The organism is Pseudomonas moorei, from assembly GCF_042846945.1.
In the GTDB taxonomy this organism is placed as follows: Bacteria; Pseudomonadota; Gammaproteobacteria; order Pseudomonadales; family Pseudomonadaceae; genus Aquipseudomonas; species Aquipseudomonas moorei.
The window spans coordinates 1018771-1034586 of record NZ_AP035776.1 but is presented as its reverse complement, the minus strand read 5'-3'; the positions used below and the strand labels follow the sequence as shown (position 1 = coordinate 1034586).

The following is a 15816-nucleotide window of genomic DNA, read 5'->3' as shown; positions in this document are numbered from 1 at the left end:
GTGTGGCTGCCAAGGTCGTGCAGTGTACAGGAGTCGTCCTTGCTCCGCCCTGCGACGGTTTATTCCTGTCGCCGGATGGTTCTATGATGGACTTCAATCCGCGAGTGGGAGCCAGCGATGCCTTTGCCGTCCATGAAAGATCAGTTCGCTGCATTGATCGCGGCACCGTCGGTCAGTTGCACCCAGGCGAATCTCGATCAATCCAATCGCCCGGTGATCGACCTGCTGGCCGCCTGGCTTGGCGACCTGGGTTTCGCCTGCGACATCCAGCAGGTCAGTCCCGGCAAATTCAACCTGTTGGCCAGTTTCGGCTCCGGTCCCGGCGGTCTGGTGCTGGCCGGCCACAGTGACACCGTGCCCTTCGATGGCGCGCTGTGGCAGACCGACCCGCTGAAGCTGACCGAAGTCGACGGTCGCTGGGTCGGCCTGGGCAGTTGTGACATGAAGGGCTTTTTCGCCCTGGCCATCGAGGCGGTCAAACCGCTGCTCGATCAGCCGTTCAAGCAGCCGCTGCTGATCCTGGCCACCTGCGATGAAGAGAGTTCGATGTCTGGCGCACGCGCCCTCGCACAAGCCGGACGGCCGTTGGGGCGAGCGGCGGTGATCGGCGAGCCGACCGGGCTCAAGCCGATCCGCATGCACAAAGGCATCATGATGGAGCGCATCGACATTCTCGGGCAGAGCGGCCACTCCTCCGACCCACGCCTGGGGCACAGCGCCCTCGAAGCCATGCACGATGCCATTGGCGAACTGCGTGGACTGCGTCTGTTGTGGCAGCGTGAATTTCGCAATCCACAATTCAGCGTGCCGATGCCGACGATGAATTTCGGCTGTATTCATGGTGGCGATAACCCCAACCGAATTTGCGGGCAATGTTCGCTGGAGTTCGACCTGCGGCCATTGCCGGGCATGGACCCCAAAGCCCTGCGCGCGGCGATTTTGCAGAAGCTCAACCCGATTGCCGAACGGCATCAGGTCAAGATCGATTACGCACCACTGTTCCCCGAAGTGCCGCCGTTCGAACAGGCCGAAGACGCGGAACTGGTGCGGATCGCCGAAAAGCTCACCGGTCATACGGCCGAAGCAGTGGCGTTCGGCACCGAAGCGCCTTATCTTCAGCAACTTGGCTGCGAGACACTGGTGCTCGGCCCGGGCGATATCGCCTGTGCCCACCAGCCGGGGGAATACCTCGAAATGTCACGTTTGCAGCCTACGGTGCATCTATTACGTCAGTTGATTGAACATTACTGCCTGACACCGGCAAACAACCCCCTGTAGGAGCGAGCTCGCTCGCGATGGACGTCAATGATGACGAGGGCTGCCTGGAGCAACGCGGTAGCTCTACCACCATCGCGAGCAAGCTCGCTCCTACAGGTGTTTGCGGTTAAATTGCCCATGTCCCACCCCGTATTCATGAGGAGAGCGCGCGTGTCGCCAAGCCTGTTCCGACGATAACCATCAGCCCGCTGTGCGTTTTCTGTTTCGCCCTTTTTTTCGGCTGCTATTTATTACAGGCCCAGGTTCATGCCCGAATACGTCAATTGGCTTCGTCACGCTTCGCCATACATCAACGCCCACCGCGATTGCACCTTCGTCGTCATGCTGCCCGGCGATGGCGTTGAGCATCCCAACTTCGGCAATATCGTCCACGACCTGGTGCTGTTGCACAGCCTGGGCGTGCGACTGGTGCTGGTTCACGGTTCGCGTCCGCAAATCGAAGCGCGTCTCGCCGCTCGCGGCCTGACCCCGCATTACCATCACGGCATGCGCATCACCGACGCGGCAACGCTTGAGTGCGTGATCGATGCCGTCGGCCAGTTGCGCATCGCCATCGAAGCGCGGCTGTCGATGGATATGGCTTCCTCGCCGATGCAGGGCTCACGCTTGCGCGTGGCCAGCGGCAACCTCGTTACAGCCCGGCCGATCGGCGTGCTTGAAGGCGTCGACTATCACCACACCGGCGAAGTACGCCGGGTCGACCGCAAGGGCATCAATCGCCTGCTGGACGAGCGCTCCATCGTGCTGCTGTCGCCATTGGGCTACTCGCCGACCGGTGAAATTTTCAACCTCGCCTGTGAAGACGTCGCCACCCGCGCGGCCATTGATCTGGGCGCGGACAAACTGCTGCTGTTTGGCGCAGACCTTGGCTTGATCGATGAGCATGGCCGTCTGGTTCGTGAATTGCGTCCGCAACAGGTGCCGGCGCATTTGCAGCGTCTGGGCAGCAATTATCAGGCGGAACTGCTGGATGCCGCCGCAGAAGCCTGCCGTGGCGGCGTGGCGCGCAGTCATATCGTCAGCTATGCCGAGGACGGCGCTCTGCTGACCGAACTGTTCACCCGCGACGGTGGCGGCACGCTGGTCGCCCAGGAACAATTTGAAGTGGTGCGCGAAGCGGCCATTGAAGACGTCGGTGGTCTGCTGGACTTGATCAGTCCGCTGGAAGAGCAGGGGATTCTGGTGCGGCGTTCCCGCGAGGTGCTGGAGCGCGAGATCGAGCAGTTCAGTGTGGTCGAGCGTGAAGGCATGATCATCGCCTGCGCGGCGCTGTATCAGATTGCCGATTCCGATGCCGGTGAGCTGGCCTGCCTGGCCGTTAACCCTGAGTACCGTCATGGCGGTCGTGGGGATGAGCTGCTGGAGCGCATCGAAACCCGTGCACGGGCGCAAGGGCTCAAGACACTGTTCGTACTCACGACCCGCACCGCGCACTGGTTCCGCGAGCGTGGTTTCGAGCCCAGCAGCGTCGAGCGCCTGCCGTCGGCGCGGGCGTCGCTGTACAACTATCAGCGTAATTCGAAGATCTTCGAAAAGACCCTTTGACCGTGGCGGCCCAATCACGAGCAACTCGCTCTCACAAGGTTCTGTGTCGTTTGCAGAACCTGTGTGCAAGCCTGCTCGCGATGGGCCGCGCAGCTGCCTTCAGCAATTACTCAGTGACGAACTTCGCGCTCACATAAGGCGAATAGTCCGGCAGCACCGTTTCAACCTTCCCTTGTTCCTTCAAGAATTTCGCCGTCTCACCAATCGCCTTCGCCGTGCCGCCGTCCAGCAATGCGCTGGTCAGTTGCGCCTTGGCGTCCGGGAAGGCGGAGCCGGCCAGCAGTTCCGGCACGTCAGCGGCGTTGGCACCGGTCAGTTTGGCGATTTTTTGCACGGGTAGTGAGTCAGCGGTCCAGCTGTCCTTGTGCGCGGCATAGTCGGCAAAAGAGTCCAGGGTGACCTTGGCGAACCTGGCGACCACTTCCGGATGCTTCTCGGCGTAGTCCTTGCGTGCCACCCACACTTCGAAGGTGGGCGCTCCCCATTGGCCGACCTGTGCGGCATCCGTCAGGGTCTTGCCAGTCTTGCGAATTTCACCCAGGGCCGGCGACCAGACGAACGCCCCATCGATGTCTCCACGTTTCCAGGCCGCGGCGATTTCCGCCGGTTGCAGGTTCACCACTTTGACTTTCGAGGTGTCCAGGCCCCAGTGCTTCAGTGCACCCAGCAGGCTGTAGTGGGAGGTCGAGACGAACGGCGTCGCGATGGTTTTGCCGATCAGATCTTCCGGTTTGTTGATGCCGCTGCCGTTGCGCACCACCAGGGCTTCGGCCGCATTGATCTGGGCGGACACAATGAACGCGACGATCGGCAGCTTGCGCGAGGCTGCCGCAGCCAGTGGGCTGGAACCCAGATTGCCGATCTGCACATCGCCGGAGGCAATCGCCGTGACGACTTCCGGACCGCTATTGAAACGACGCCAGTCGATCTTCTCGCCGATGATTTTTTCGTAGACGCCGTCCGCCTGGGGGACTTTGCTGGGGTCGATACCAGTCTGGTAGCCCACTGTGAGATTCGTGGCATGGGCGAAAAAAGAATATGCCAGCAACACACAAACTGTAACAATTCGTCTGGATAGTTCGCGCTTGAATCTCATGGGGGGCGGCCTTTGCGTAAAGGAATTGTTTCCGAATTGAGTCAACGCTAAACGATCTAAAAAATGACCAATAAATACCATTTAGGAATTAGCTTATGAGTCGACCGCTCTAGGCTGGGGTAGCGCGCGGCGGTGAGTTAAATTCCTAAAAGGTATGAGAAAAGAATTGGTCTATTCTTTTCAGGTTTGTGACAGTTTCATGACCTGCAGGGACCAAAAAAACGGGCATTAGACTATGGTCGTAGACACACATGGTTACGATTGACTTGTGGGTCACGGTACAGCGCTAATCGCGCATCTTAGGAATCGGGGCATCGACTCTGAGCCAGGAACACAAGAATTAGAAACGAGAGGAGCTAAACAATGAACAAGTCCACCTTGGCATTGGCCGTGGCGGTTGGGGTTTTGGCGCAGCAGGCAGGCGCAGCAGGTTTCCTGGAAGACAGCAAGGCTTCGGTTAGTTCCCGGACCATGTATTACGACGCCGATGTCCGTGAAGGCGCCAGCACTGCTGCGAACCGTCAGCGAGAAACTGCTGAGGGTCTGAAGTTTGATTACCTGTCCGGCTTCACTCAGGGCACCGTTGGTTTCGGTATCGACGCCCAGGCGCTGGTCGGCATCCACCTGGATGGCGGCAGGGGTCACCACCCGCTGGGTAACAGCAACTCCTTCTTCCCGAGCGACGGCGACAGGTCTGCCGACGAGTGGAGCCGTCTGGATGCCAACGTCAAGGCGCGTTTCTCCAAGACTGAGGCCCACTTGGGTGGCGGCCTGGCACCTAACCTGCCAATCCTGATTGCGAACGACAGCCGTCTACTGCCGCAAACCTTCGAAGGTGGCACCATCTCCTCGAAGGAAATCGACAACGTGACCTTCAACCTGGGTCAACTGGAGCACGCGTCGGGTCGCGCTTCCTCCAACGACACGGGTATGGCAGTGGCTGGCGGTACCCAGGACAGCAACAAGTTCCGTTACGCCGGTGCTGACTGGAAGGTCACCAAAGACCTGTTGCTGCAGTACTACTATGCGAACCTGGAAGACTACTACAAGCAGAACTTCCTCGGCCTGGTGCACGTCTACCCGATCGCGGCGAACCAGTCGTTCAAGACTGATCTTCGTTATTTCGACAGCAGCTCCGACGGCAAGAACGGCGAGGCCGGCTACCGCTTTAACAACAACAATGGCTACGCCAAGAATCCAGGCGAAGTCGATAACAAGACCTGGAGCGCGACCTTCACCTACACCCTGGGTGGCAGTGCGTTCCTGCTTGGCCATCAACGTGTCAGCGATGACGGCGGCTTTGTTTTCTTGAACCAGGGTAACCTGATCGATAGCAAAGGTCGTCCAGAAGGTGCCGGTGGCTCCAGCTTCTACTCCTTCACCGACGCCACCGTGGGCAGCTTCATCCGTGCCGGTGAAAACACCACGTACGGTCAGTACTCCTATGACTTCGCCTCGCTGGGCGTGCCAGGTTTGAAAGCGTCGATTGCTTACCTGGATGGCCGGGACATCAAGGCCACCAGCGGCGTGGGTAAAGACCTGAATGAGCACGAGACCGACGCACGTATTGACTACGTGATTCAAACGGGCCCACTCAAAGGCTTTGGTACGACGCTGCGTCACGGTACTTACGGCGGTAACACCAGCACCGCTGACCAGGACCAGACCCGTCTGATCTTCAACTACACCTACAGCTTCCTGTAATACGCGCCACCCAAAGAAAACCTCGCCCATCGGCGAGGTTTTTTTTGCGCTGCGTTTTATATTCCATAAACAATGTGCGTGAGGATTTTTTATTCTTTTTAGCTTTTTCTTCAAGCGCATAAAGTAGGCGCATCCGACTCGCCATGCGTCTCGGATTTGGCGATTTCACCCCTCGACAAACCAACCATCAAGGAATTGGCCTGTCAGCCGATACCTCGGTTTCGTGCTGCGGATGTATATAGCCAAATGGCATTAAAAGTAATTAGGTAATTCTTTTAAGGTTTGTGTCGAGGTATCCTGTAGCAATGAAAACCCCGATTTAGAGCGGTTGACGCGATTGGCGCGTCTGCGGATCCAGGGCGTACGACCCAGGACCAGCAACAGAAAAATTAGAACCGATAGGAGCGAAACAATGAACAAGTCCACCTTGGCCCTGGCTGTGGCCGTAGGGGTTTTGGCGCAGCAGGCAAGCGCCGCCGGTTTCATCGAAGACAGCAAGGCCACCCTGGGGCTGCGTAACTTCTACATCAACACCGACAACCGCGATGGCCAGCCATCGGCGACGTCCAACACCCGTAACAAGAACGCCGAATGGGGCCAGGGCTTCGATCTGCGCTTCATCTCCGGTTACACCCAGGGCACTGTCCAGTTCGGTGTTGACGCCATCGGCCTGTACGGCGTGCGTCTGGACTCCAGCCGTGCAGAACACGGTAACTACACCGGCACGGCTTCGGGCGGCACCGTTTTCCCTAGCGATGGCAACGAAGCTGTGAATGATTTCGCCAGCCTGGGCGTGACCGGCAAGGCCAGGATCTCCCAGACCGAGCTGAAAATCGGCACCCTGCAACCCAACAACCCGGTCATCAAATACAACGATGGTCGTCTATTGCCACAAACCTTCCAGGGCGGCGCGATCACCTCGAACGAGATCAAGGACCTGACCCTGACCGCGGGGCAAATCGAGCACGCCAAAGGCCGTAACTCCAGCAACAATGAAGGCTTGTCCATCGCGGGTGCCAACGGCAGCTCGAACTATGACGCTGGTGAATTCGTCAACAAGTTCTACTACGGCGGCGCTGACTACAAAATCACCAAAGACCTGACCGCTTCGTACTACTACGGCAACCTGGAAGACTTCTACAAGCAACACTTCCTGGGTCTGGTGCACAACTGGGCCATCGGCCCTGGCGTGTTGAAGTCTGACTTCCGTTATTTCCACAGCTCCGACGACGGTGCCAACGGCAGCGATCCGCTTTACTACAGCTCTGGCAACTACAGCGGCGTGGCTAACGGTAAAGGCAAGGTCGACAACAACCTCTACAGCGGCCTGTTCCTGTACAGCGTTGCCGGTCACACCTTCGGTGGCGGTTACCAGGTCAGCAACGGCAGCAGTGACTTCCCTTGGCTGAACCAGGGCGACGGTTCGTCGAACTACACCATCACCGACTCGCAAATCCAGAAGTTCAGCCGTGCCGGCGAGCGCACCTGGCAAGCACGTTACTCGTATGACTTCGCCACCGTCGGCGTGCCTGGCCTGACGGCGGGTGTGGTTTACCTGCATGGCGATAACATCGACACCGTTAACGCACGCGGTGGCGAAGCGGCTAACGGCGCTACCGAGTGGGAGCGTGACTTGAGCGTAGGTTATGTGGTCCAGTCGGGCGCACTGAAGAACCTGGGCGTGGCGTGGAAAAACGCCACCTGGCGCACCGACCTGCCGAGCACCCGTTCGCAGGACGAAAACCGCCTGATCGTCAGCTACTCGATCCCGCTGTTGTAACAGCGAGCGAGCCTGCTCGCGAAGGTGTCGTCTCAGCCACAAACGTGCTGAATGACACACGCCTTCGGGAGTAAGCCGCAACCAAAAAAAAGCCCCGCCCGGCATCTCGCCGGGCGGGGCTTTTGCGTTTTCAAGGCGGGCTCACCCCCGCAAACCCGCCTTGAAACTCCCCTTTTTTGCAGCAACTCAAGGCCTTCTCGAACCTCGGAGGCGATGTTCGGCGGGATGGGCAGGCACGTCCAGTGAACAGATCTTTAATATTACTTATTGGTATAAACAAATCGATATTTATTCTTTTTAATAGATAAAAAACGCAGGCACAGTTGAGCTCATCAAGCACTCACAAGGAGCAGCACCATGAGCCTCAGACTCGGCGATATCGCCCCCGATTTCGAACAGGATTCCAGTGCCGGCACCATCCGGTTCCACCAGTGGCTGGGCGACAGCTGGGGTGTGCTGTTTTCCCATCCGGCGGACTTCACGCCGGTATGCACCACCGAACTGGGATTCACGGCCAGGCTCAAGGATGAGTTCGACAAGCGTGGGGTCAAGGCCATCGCGCTGTCCGTCGACCCGGTGGATTCGCATCACAAGTGGATCGAAGACATCAACGAAACCCAGAACACGGTGGTCACCTTTCCGATCCTCGACGATGCCGACCGCAAGGTCTCGGACCTGTACGACCTGATCCACCCCAACGCCAACGACACTCTCACAGTGCGCTCGCTGTTTGTGATCGATCCGAACAAAAAGGTCCGGTTGACCATCACCTACCCGGCGAGCACCGGCCGCAACTTCCATGAAATCCTGCGGGTGATCGACTCGCTGCAACTCACCGACAACTACAAAGTGGCCACTCCGGCCAACTGGCAGGACGGTGATGAGGTGGTGATTGTGCCGTCGCTCAAGGATGAAGACGAAATCAAGCAACGCTTTCCCAAGGGCTACCGCGCCGTCAAACCTTACTTGCGCCTGACGCCGCAGCCGAACCGCTAATCACCTTTGGAGCCGGCTTGCTGGCGATTGATGCGGCGCGGCGTGTGAGAGGGGCCGCCTTCGCTGGCAAGCCAGCTCCTACAGAGGTATGTGAAAACCACAAAGCAGGGGATTTCAGGCCGTTTCGACGGCCTTTTTTTTCGCCTGGAAGAAGTGGATTTATATATCTCTTAATTGCATAACCAAATGAATAAATATGATTTATAGATATATAAATCACCTGTTAAGGTCACTCCATCGAAGCGAGATCGCAAACCGCGAATCGCCCCCACCGTTCAAGGAATCGTCTGAATGCTGGTCGTCTCACTCGGTGGCAGTCCCAGCCAACGCTCCCGTTCCGGGGTGCTGCTGGACCGCTCCCAGCGTTGGTTACAAGCGCAAGGCGTGGAAGTGGTGAGTTATCAGGTACGGGACTTCCCGGCCGAAGACTTGCTGCATGCACGCTTCGACAGCCCGAAGGTGATCGACCTGTTGCAACAGATTGAAAACGCCGACGGTCTGCTGATCGCCACACCGGTGTACAAGGCGTCGTTCTCCGGCGCGTTGAAAACCGTACTGGATCTGCTGCCCGAGCGCGCGTTGAGTCACAAGGTGGTTCTGCCAATGGCAACCGGGGGCAGCATCGCCCACATGCTGGCGGTGGATTACGCACTCAAGCCGGTGTTGTCGGCCTTGAAGGCCCAGGAAATGCTCCACGGCATTTTCGCGGTGGACGGCCAGATCGCCTACGGCGAAGGCAGCGCACTGGCGCAGTTGGCGCCGGAGCTTGAGCAAAGACTGATCGAATCGCTGGAGCTGTTTTTCAGCGCCATGGCCCGACGGCCCAAGCCGCTCGATCCGAACCTGTTGAATGAACGTTTGTTGAGTGCTCGCTGGAGCATTTAAGCCCCACCCGACATTGATGTACTGGCCTTACTCGCCCGCTAACGGGCAAGCAGGTGCAGCCAAAACCCAACTGCAAAAAAGGAGAGCGCCATGCGCCCTGTTATTTTGCGTCGTGGTCTGGTCGCTCTGTTTGCAGCGGCTGTAGCCTTCGGCGCCATTACACAAGCTCAAGCTGAAACATTACGAATCGGCTATCAGAAATACGGCACCCTGGTGCTGCTCAAAGCCAAAGGCACGCTGGAAAAACGCCTCGCCGCCCAAGGCGTGGACGTGCAATGGACTGAGTTCCCCGGCGGCCCGCAGTTGCTTGAGGGCCTGAACGTCAGTTCCATCGACTTCGGCGTCACCGGCGAAACCCCGCCCGTGTTCGCTCAGGCGGCGGGCGCCGATTTGCTTTACGTCGCCTATGAACCCCCAGCCCCTCACAGTGAAGCGATCCTGGTACCGAAGGACTCGGCGATCAAATCGGTGGCGGATCTCAAGGGCAAGAAAGTCGTCCTGAACAAAGGCTCCAACGTGCACTACCTGCTGGTTCGCGCGCTGGAAGACGCCGGCCTCAAGTACACCGACATCCAGACCGTGTTCCTGCCGCCGGCCGATGCCCGCGCTGCGTTCGAACGTGGCAGCGTCGACGCCTGGGTCATCTGGGATCCGTACCAGGCAGCCGCCGAACAACAACTGCAGGCGCGCACCCTGCGCGATGGCCAGGGCATCGTCGACAACCATCAGTTCTACCTGGCGACCAAGCCTTACGCACAGAAAAATCCTGAGGTGATCAAGACCCTGGTGGAAGAAGTGCGCGCCGTCGGCGAGTGGTCCAAAGCCAATCCACAAGAGGTGACCCAACAAGTGTCGCCACTGCTCGGCCTGCCGGCGGACATCACCCTGACCTCGGTGAAACGCCAGGGCTACGGCGCATTGTTCCTGACCCCCGACGTGGTCGCCGCGCAACAGAAAATCGCCGACAGCTTCTACCAGCTCAAGCTGATTCCCAAGCCGTTGAGCATCAAAGACGTGATCTGGACGCCACCGGCAGCCGTTGCCAAAGCACAGTAATTCGATCCCCCAAGGAGACCACTCCATGAGCCTCAATATCTTCTGGTTCCTGCCAACCCACGGCGACGGCCATTACCTTGGCACCGCCGAAGGCGCTCGCGCCGTCGACCACGGTTACCTGCAGCAAGTCGCGCAAGCGGCGGATCGCCTGGGCTTCGGCGGGGTGCTGATTCCCACCGGTCGCTCCTGCGAAGACTCGTGGCTGGTGGCGGCGTCGCTGATTCCGGTGACCCAGCGTTTGAAATTCCTTGTCGCCCTGCGCCCCGGGATCATTTCCCCGACGGTGGCCGCGCGTCAGGCCGCGACGCTGGATCGCCTGTCCGGCGGTCGTGCGCTGTTCAACCTGGTGACGGGCGGTGATCCGGAGGAGTTGGCCGGCGATGGTCTGTTCCTCAGTCATGAAGAGCGCTACCAGGCTTCGGTGGAATTCACCCGCATCTGGCGCCGCGTGCTGGAAGGCGAAACCGTTGATTACGACGGTCAGCACATCAGCGTGAAGGGGGCCAAATTGCTCTATCCGCCGATTCAGCAACCGCGTCCGCCGCTGTACTTCGGCGGCTCCTCGGAAGCGGCGCAGGACCTGGCGGCAGAGCAGGTTGAAATGGTGCTGACCTGGGGCGAACCACCCGCCGCCGTTGCCGAGAAGATTGAGCAGGTACGCGCCAAAGCCGCGAAACTCGGCCGTACCGTGCGCTTTGGCATTCGCCTGCATGTGATCGTGCGCGAAACCAACGCCGAGGCCTGGCAAGCGGCGGACCGCCTGATTTCGCATCTGGACGACGACACCATCGCTCGCGCCCAGGCTTCCCTGGCGCGCTTCGATTCGGTCGGCCAGCAGCGCATGGCCGCGTTGCACGGTGGCAGTCGCGACAACCTGGAAGTCAGCCCCAACCTGTGGGCCGGTGTTGGCCTGGTGCGCGGCGGTGCCGGTACGGCGCTGGTGGGCGATGGTCCGACCGTGGCCGCTCGCGTGAAGGAGTACGCGGACCTGGGCATCGACACCTTCATCTTCTCCGGTTATCCACACCTGGAAGAGTCGTATCGCGTAGCCGAGTTGCTGTTCCCGCACCTCGATATCGAGCGTCCCGAGCTGCCGAAAAGCGCCGGTTACGTCAGCCCGTTCGGCGAGATGGTGGCCAACGACATTCTTCCCAAAGCCGCGTCCCAGAGCTGAGGCGCGCCATGAAGAAAATTATCCACAGTCTCGCGCCCTGGGCGTTGCCGGTGTTGCTGCTGGCGGTGTGGCAGTTGTCGGTGTCGGCGGGCTGGTTGTCGACTCGGATTCTGCCGGCACCGATCGCCGTGATCGAAGCCGGGGTGAGCCTGGTGCGCAGTGGCGAAATCTGGACACACCTGGCGATCAGCGGCTGGCGTGCCGCGCTGGGTTTCACCATCGGCGGTAGCATCGGCCTGACTTTGGGCTTCATCACAGGACTGTCGAAATGGGGTGAACGCCTGCTCGACAGCTCGGTGCAGATGATCCGTAACGTGCCGCACCTGGCGCTGATCCCGCTGGTGATTCTGTGGTTCGGCATCGACGAGTCGGCGAAGATTTTCCTGGTGGCGTTGGGCACCTTGTTCCCGATCTACCTCAATACCTACCACGGCATCCGCAACGTCGATCCGGCGTTGGTGGAGATGTCGCGCAGTTATGGTTTGTCCGGTTTCAGCCTGTTCCGTCAGGTGATTCTGCCGGGGGCGCTGCCGTCGATCCTGGTCGGCGTGCGCTTCGCCTTGGGCTTCATGTGGTTGACGCTGATCGTCGCCGAGACCATTTCCGCCAGTTCGGGCATTGGCTATCTGGCGATGAACGCCCGGGAGTTTCTGCAGACCGACGTGGTGGTGCTGGCGATTCTGCTGTACGCCGTGCTCGGCAAACTGGCCGACCTCGCCGCCCGTGGACTTGAGCGTGTGTGGCTGCGCTGGCATCCGGCCTATCAAGTCGCCAAGGGAGGTGCCGCATGACCGCACAGCAACCTCCACGCCTGCTGCGCGGCATCCCGCTGGCGGTGCGCAATCTGCAAAAAACCTTCGGTTCGCGGCAGGTGCTGCGTGACATCGACCTGCACATTCCGGCAGGCCAGTTTGTGGCTGTGGTCGGTCGTAGCGGCTGCGGCAAGAGCACCTTGCTGCGCTTGCTCGCGGGCCTTGATCAGCCTTCCGGCGGTGAATTGCTGGCCGGCGCCGCGCCGCTCAGTGATGCGCGGGAAGACACACGCTTGATGTTCCAGGAAGCGCGTCTGCTGCCATGGAAACGGATCATCGACAACGTCGGTCTCGGGCTCAAGGGCAATTGGCGACCACAAGCACTGGAAGCCCTGGAAGCGGTCGGCCTGGCGGATCGCGCCAACGAGTGGCCGGCGGCGCTGTCCGGAGGGCAGAAGCAACGCGTCGCCTTGGCCCGTGCGCTGATCCATCAACCACGCCTGCTGTTGCTCGACGAGCCGTTGGGCGCGCTGGATGCGCTGACCCGAATCGAAATGCAGCAACTGATCGAACGGCTTTGGCAGCAGCACGGTTTCACCGTGTTGCTGGTGACCCACGACGTCAGTGAAGCGGTGGCGATTGCCGATCGGGTGATCCTGATCGAAGACGGCGAAGTCGGCCTCGACCTGCAGGTGGAACTGCCGCGCCCTCGGGTTCGCGGCTCCCATCGGCTGGCGGCGCTGGAAACCGAAGTGCTCAACCGTGTGCTGTCACTGCCCGGCCAACCGCCGGAGCCGGAACCTGTTTCACCCTTGCCTACGCAGTTGCGTTGGGCTCAATAACTCAAGTCTTATCCCACGACAGGAATCAACATCATGACGATCAAAGCCATCAACGTTCGCAACCAGTTCAAAGGCTCCATCAAGGAAATCGTTCTCGGCGACGTGCTGTCGGAAATCGACGTGCAAACCGCTTCCGGCATCGTCACTTCGGTGATCACCACGCGTTCGGTGAAAGAGCTGGAGCTGGCCGTCGGCAGCGAAGTGATCGCATTCGTGAAATCCACCGAGGTGTCGATCGCCAAGTTGTAAGCCGTGCGCGCAAACAACAACCCCGAAGGGTTTGAGCCCTTCGGGGTTTTTTGTTCGTTAAAGATCGCGCTTGGGCAGATACGGCGGCAGGTACAAGCCAAGGTAGGCATCAAACACCCGCATCCCTTCTTCAGCCATGCGCGGCGTGATCTGTCCATGCTGCTGGACCGAACGCGCATAGACCCGATCGCCGAGCTCCATGGCCAGCGCAAACACATCGACATCACCCGGCAGCTTCGGCAGTTCGAAGTGGTGGTCGAACAGTTTGTGCATCAGGTCGCCCAATTCGATGTCGTGCTGACGATCGGCCTGGGTGACTTCGGTCAGGCCGTGTTGGGCAAGAATGAGTTGGCGGGCGGCGGCGTCTTCACTGTAGATCTCGAGCATGCGCTGTTCCACCAGGCGCGACAGATCCCGCCAGCTGCTCAGCGCCTGATGGTCGATGGGCGCTTGCAGGCAGGCGCGGAACGCGGCGTGGACATCGGCGGTCAGGGCTTCGAGCAGGGCCGGGACGCTGGCGAAGAAGTGGTAGACGGAGGAGGGCGGGATCTCCGCACGCTCAGCCACGCTGTAGATCGACAGGCTGGCCACGCCCTCGGCGGCCAGCAGCGTGCGGGCCGCATCGAGTATCGAGTCGATCCGGGCCTGGCTGCGTGCGCGGGGTTTGCGGGGGGTGGCTACGCGTGTCATTGAGGTCTCCTGCGGGGCAGCGGGCATTGTACGAGCGGGGTTGCGTGTTGTCTCGTCGGCCGCCATCGCTGGCAAGCCAGCTCCCACAGAATTTTCCGGTGTACACGGAATTTATGTTCACTGGAGATCAACTGTGGGGGCTGGCTTGCCAGCGATCCGCCGCAGGCGGCCATAAAAAAACGCCGCAAGCTGTAAAGCCTGCGGCGTTCTTTTCACTGCAATCGCTTACACGGTATGCAGGTACCAGTTGTACTCGAGGTCGGAGATGGAGTGTTCGAACTCTTCCAGCTCGCTCTCTTTACAGGCCACGAAGATATCGATGTATTTCGGATCGATGTACTTGGCCATGACTTCGCTGTCGTCCAGCTCGCGCAAGGCATCGCGCAGGTTGTTCGGCAGGCTTTGCTCGTTCTGCTCGTAGCTGTTGCCTTCCACCGGGGCGCCCGGCTCGATCTTGTTGACCAGGCCGTGGTGCACGCCTGCCAGGACCGAAGCCATCAGCAGGTAAGGGTTGGCGTCGGCGCCGGCCACACGGTGTTCCAGGCGGACCGCGTCGGCGGAACCGGTCGGCACGCGCAGGGCGACAGTGCGGTTGTCCAGGCCCCAGCTTGGCGAGTTCGGCACGTAGAACTGTGCGCCGAAACGACGGTAGGAGTTGACGTTCGGGCAGAGGAAAGCCATCTGCGCCGGTAGGGTCTCGAGCACACCGCCGATCGCGTGACGCAGTGCGGCGTTCTGCTCGGGATCCTCACTGGCAAAAATGTTTTTGCCGTCTTTGTCGAGAATCGAGATGTGGACGTGCAGACCATTGCCTGCCTGGCCTGGATAAGGCTTGGCCATGAAGGTGGTGTCCATTTCATGGTCGTAGGCGATGTTCTTGATCAGGCGCTTGAGCAGGACCGCGTAGTCGCATGCCTTGATCGGGTCGGCCACGTGGTGCAGGTTCACTTCGAACTGCGCCGGGGCACTTTCCTTGACGATGGCGTCGGCCGGGATGCCTTGTTCTTTCGCGCCTTCCAGAATGTCCTGGAGGCAGTCGACGTATTCGTCGAGGTCGTCGATCAGGTAAACCTGTGTCGAGTGCGGACGTTTGCCGGAGATCGGGGAGCGCGGTGGTTGTGGGCGGCCGTTCACGTTCTCCTGGTCGATCAGGTAGAACTCCAGTTCGAACGCGGCGCAGATGGTCAGGCCCAGCTCATCGAACTTGGTTACGACTTGTCGCAGCACTTCGCGCGGGTCGGCGAAGAAAGGGTCACCTTCGAGTTCGTGCATGGTCATCAACAGTTGCGCGGTCGGGCGCTTCTGCCAGGGCTCATTGCACAGGGTGTCGGGGATTGGATAGCAGATTCGGTCAGCATCGCCGATGTCCAGGCCCAGGCCGGTGCTTTCCACCGTAGAGCCATTGATATCCAGAGCAAATAGAGAGGCCGGCAGGTTGATGCCTTTCTCGTAAACCTTGTGGAGGCTGGTGCGTTCGATGCGCTTGCCGCGCACCACACCATTCATATCCGCAATCAGAAGGTCAACGTACAGAACCTCAGGATGTTCCTTAAGGAACGCGTTCGCTTCGTTAAGCTGAACGGCACGCGGGGGTACCGACATGATGCAACACCTTTGTTGTTAAAAATATCAATCATTGATCTCTTCGGATTCCAGTCAACCCGAACGGCATGCCGAAGTCAAGCGAGGCCGTTTTTGCCCTAAAAAAGCGCTCGTGTGGCTTTTTTGAAGCACTTTGGGGCGTTTTTATGCCCCTGAGCGCTATGCCG

General features: G+C 59.7%; 14 protein-coding genes. 11 read left to right on the top strand and 3 right to left on the bottom strand.

All coding sequences use genetic code 11. From position 1 onward, the window contains the following. Window positions 1–117 precede the first annotated feature (117 nt). A complete protein-coding gene (gene argE / locus ACGJAX_RS04925; RefSeq protein ID WP_248914508.1) occupies window positions 118–1278 on the top strand; it encodes an acetylornithine deacetylase in 1161 nt (386 codons plus the stop codon). Window positions 1279–1524: 246 nt separating this feature from the next. Next, window positions 1525–2823: an amino-acid N-acetyltransferase gene (argA, locus tag ACGJAX_RS04920; protein WP_090326363.1), complete on the top strand. Its 1299-nt coding sequence runs from the start codon at window positions 1525–1527 to the stop codon at window positions 2821–2823. Between the two features lie 106 nt (window positions 2824–2929). On the opposite strand, the gene tauA is transcribed toward argA, so the two are convergent. Next, window positions 2930–3919 (bottom strand): taurine ABC transporter substrate-binding protein, encoded by a 990-nt coding sequence (gene tauA, locus ACGJAX_RS04915; protein WP_390957643.1) that lies wholly within the window; start codon window positions 3917–3919, stop codon window positions 2930–2932. 363 nt (window positions 3920–4282) lie between these two features. Between tauA and ACGJAX_RS04910 the strand changes: the two genes are divergently transcribed. From ACGJAX_RS04910 to ACGJAX_RS04870, 9 genes are all read left to right on the top strand, one after another. Beyond that, window positions 4283–5623 carry an OprD family outer membrane porin gene (locus tag ACGJAX_RS04910; protein WP_390957641.1) on the top strand — a complete coding sequence of 447 codons (1341 nt, stop codon included), beginning with the start codon at window positions 4283–4285 and terminating at the stop codon, window positions 5621–5623. Between the two features lie 412 nt (window positions 5624–6035). Beyond that, the gene (locus ACGJAX_RS04905) at window positions 6036–7403 is read left to right on the top strand and encodes an OprD family porin (RefSeq protein ID WP_090326354.1); all 1368 of its coding nucleotides are present in this window, start codon (window positions 6036–6038) and stop codon (window positions 7401–7403) included. Window positions 7404–7760: 357 nt separating this feature from the next. Next, on the top strand, window positions 7761–8399 hold the full coding sequence (locus ACGJAX_RS04900) for a peroxiredoxin (protein WP_247254401.1): 639 nt from the start codon (window positions 7761–7763) through the stop codon (window positions 8397–8399). Window positions 8400–8690: 291 nt separating this feature from the next. Continuing rightward, window positions 8691–9284, top strand: a complete 594-nt coding sequence (gene ssuE / locus ACGJAX_RS04895; RefSeq protein ID WP_390957639.1) for an NADPH-dependent FMN reductase — start codon at window positions 8691–8693, stop codon at window positions 9282–9284. A gap of 90 nt (window positions 9285–9374) precedes the next feature. Next, window positions 9375–10340 carry an aliphatic sulfonate ABC transporter substrate-binding protein gene (locus tag ACGJAX_RS04890; RefSeq protein ID WP_390957637.1) on the top strand — a complete coding sequence of 322 codons (966 nt, stop codon included), beginning with the start codon at window positions 9375–9377 and terminating at the stop codon, window positions 10338–10340. A 25-nt stretch (window positions 10341–10365) separates the two neighbouring features. Beyond that, complete coding sequence (gene ssuD, locus ACGJAX_RS04885) at window positions 10366–11514, top strand: FMNH2-dependent alkanesulfonate monooxygenase (protein WP_007939251.1); 1149 nt, start codon at window positions 10366–10368, stop codon at window positions 11512–11514. Window positions 11515–11522: 8 nt separating this feature from the next. After that, window positions 11523–12305 carry an aliphatic sulfonate ABC transporter permease SsuC gene (gene ssuC, locus ACGJAX_RS04880; protein WP_047534732.1) on the top strand — a complete coding sequence of 261 codons (783 nt, stop codon included), beginning with the start codon at window positions 11523–11525 and terminating at the stop codon, window positions 12303–12305. Further along, complete coding sequence (gene ssuB, locus ACGJAX_RS04875; protein WP_090326342.1) at window positions 12302–13108, top strand: aliphatic sulfonates ABC transporter ATP-binding protein; 807 nt, start codon at window positions 12302–12304, stop codon at window positions 13106–13108. The genes ssuC and ssuB overlap by 4 nt, the downstream gene beginning before the upstream one ends. Before the next feature lie 33 nt (window positions 13109–13141). After that, window positions 13142–13357: a molybdopterin-binding protein gene (locus ACGJAX_RS04870; RefSeq protein WP_007967989.1), complete on the top strand. Its 216-nt coding sequence runs from the start codon at window positions 13142–13144 to the stop codon at window positions 13355–13357. Window positions 13358–13414: 57 nt separating this feature from the next. Here ACGJAX_RS04870 and ACGJAX_RS04865 read toward each other — a convergent pair whose 3' ends face one another. Continuing rightward, a complete protein-coding gene (locus ACGJAX_RS04865) occupies window positions 13415–14047 on the bottom strand; it encodes a TetR/AcrR family transcriptional regulator (protein ID WP_090326339.1) in 633 nt (210 codons plus the stop codon). Window positions 14048–14272: 225 nt separating this feature from the next. Further along, window positions 14273–15649, bottom strand: a complete 1377-nt coding sequence (locus ACGJAX_RS04860; RefSeq protein WP_090326336.1) for a glutamine synthetase family protein — start codon at window positions 15647–15649, stop codon at window positions 14273–14275. Between the last annotated feature and the right edge of the window lie 167 nt (window positions 15650–15816).

Excerpts from the sequence above, each read along its gene's own strand:
- ssuD (WP_007939251.1), top strand. The coding sequence starts at position 10,366 with ATGAGCCTCAATATCTTCTGGTTCCTGCCAACCCACGGCGACGGCCAT.
- ACGJAX_RS04890 (WP_390957637.1), top strand. The coding sequence starts at position 9,375 with ATGCGCCCTGTTATTTTGCGTCGTGGTCTGGTCGCTCTGTTTGCAGCG.
- ACGJAX_RS04910 (WP_390957641.1), top strand. The coding sequence starts at position 4,283 with ATGAACAAGTCCACCTTGGCATTGGCCGTGGCGGTTGGGGTTTTGGCG.
- ACGJAX_RS04900 (WP_247254401.1), top strand. The coding sequence starts at position 7,761 with ATGAGCCTCAGACTCGGCGATATCGCCCCCGATTTCGAACAGGATTCC.
- argA (WP_090326363.1), top strand. The coding sequence starts at position 1,525 with ATGCCCGAATACGTCAATTGGCTTCGTCACGCTTCGCCATACATCAAC.
- ssuC (WP_047534732.1), top strand. The coding sequence starts at position 11,523 with ATGAAGAAAATTATCCACAGTCTCGCGCCCTGGGCGTTGCCGGTGTTG.
- ssuB (WP_090326342.1), top strand. The coding sequence starts at position 12,302 with ATGACCGCACAGCAACCTCCACGCCTGCTGCGCGGCATCCCGCTGGCG.
- argE (WP_248914508.1), top strand. The coding sequence starts at position 118 with ATGCCTTTGCCGTCCATGAAAGATCAGTTCGCTGCATTGATCGCGGCA.
- ACGJAX_RS04870 (WP_007967989.1), top strand. The coding sequence starts at position 13,142 with ATGACGATCAAAGCCATCAACGTTCGCAACCAGTTCAAAGGCTCCATC.
- ACGJAX_RS04905 (WP_090326354.1), top strand. The coding sequence starts at position 6,036 with ATGAACAAGTCCACCTTGGCCCTGGCTGTGGCCGTAGGGGTTTTGGCG.
- ACGJAX_RS04865 (WP_090326339.1), bottom strand. The coding sequence starts at position 14,047 with ATGACACGCGTAGCCACCCCCCGCAAACCCCGCGCACGCAGCCAGGCC.
- tauA (WP_390957643.1), bottom strand. The coding sequence starts at position 3,919 with ATGAGATTCAAGCGCGAACTATCCAGACGAATTGTTACAGTTTGTGTG.
- ssuE (WP_390957639.1), top strand. The coding sequence starts at position 8,691 with ATGCTGGTCGTCTCACTCGGTGGCAGTCCCAGCCAACGCTCCCGTTCC.
- ACGJAX_RS04860 (WP_090326336.1), bottom strand. The coding sequence starts at position 15,649 with ATGTCGGTACCCCCGCGTGCCGTTCAGCTTAACGAAGCGAACGCGTTC.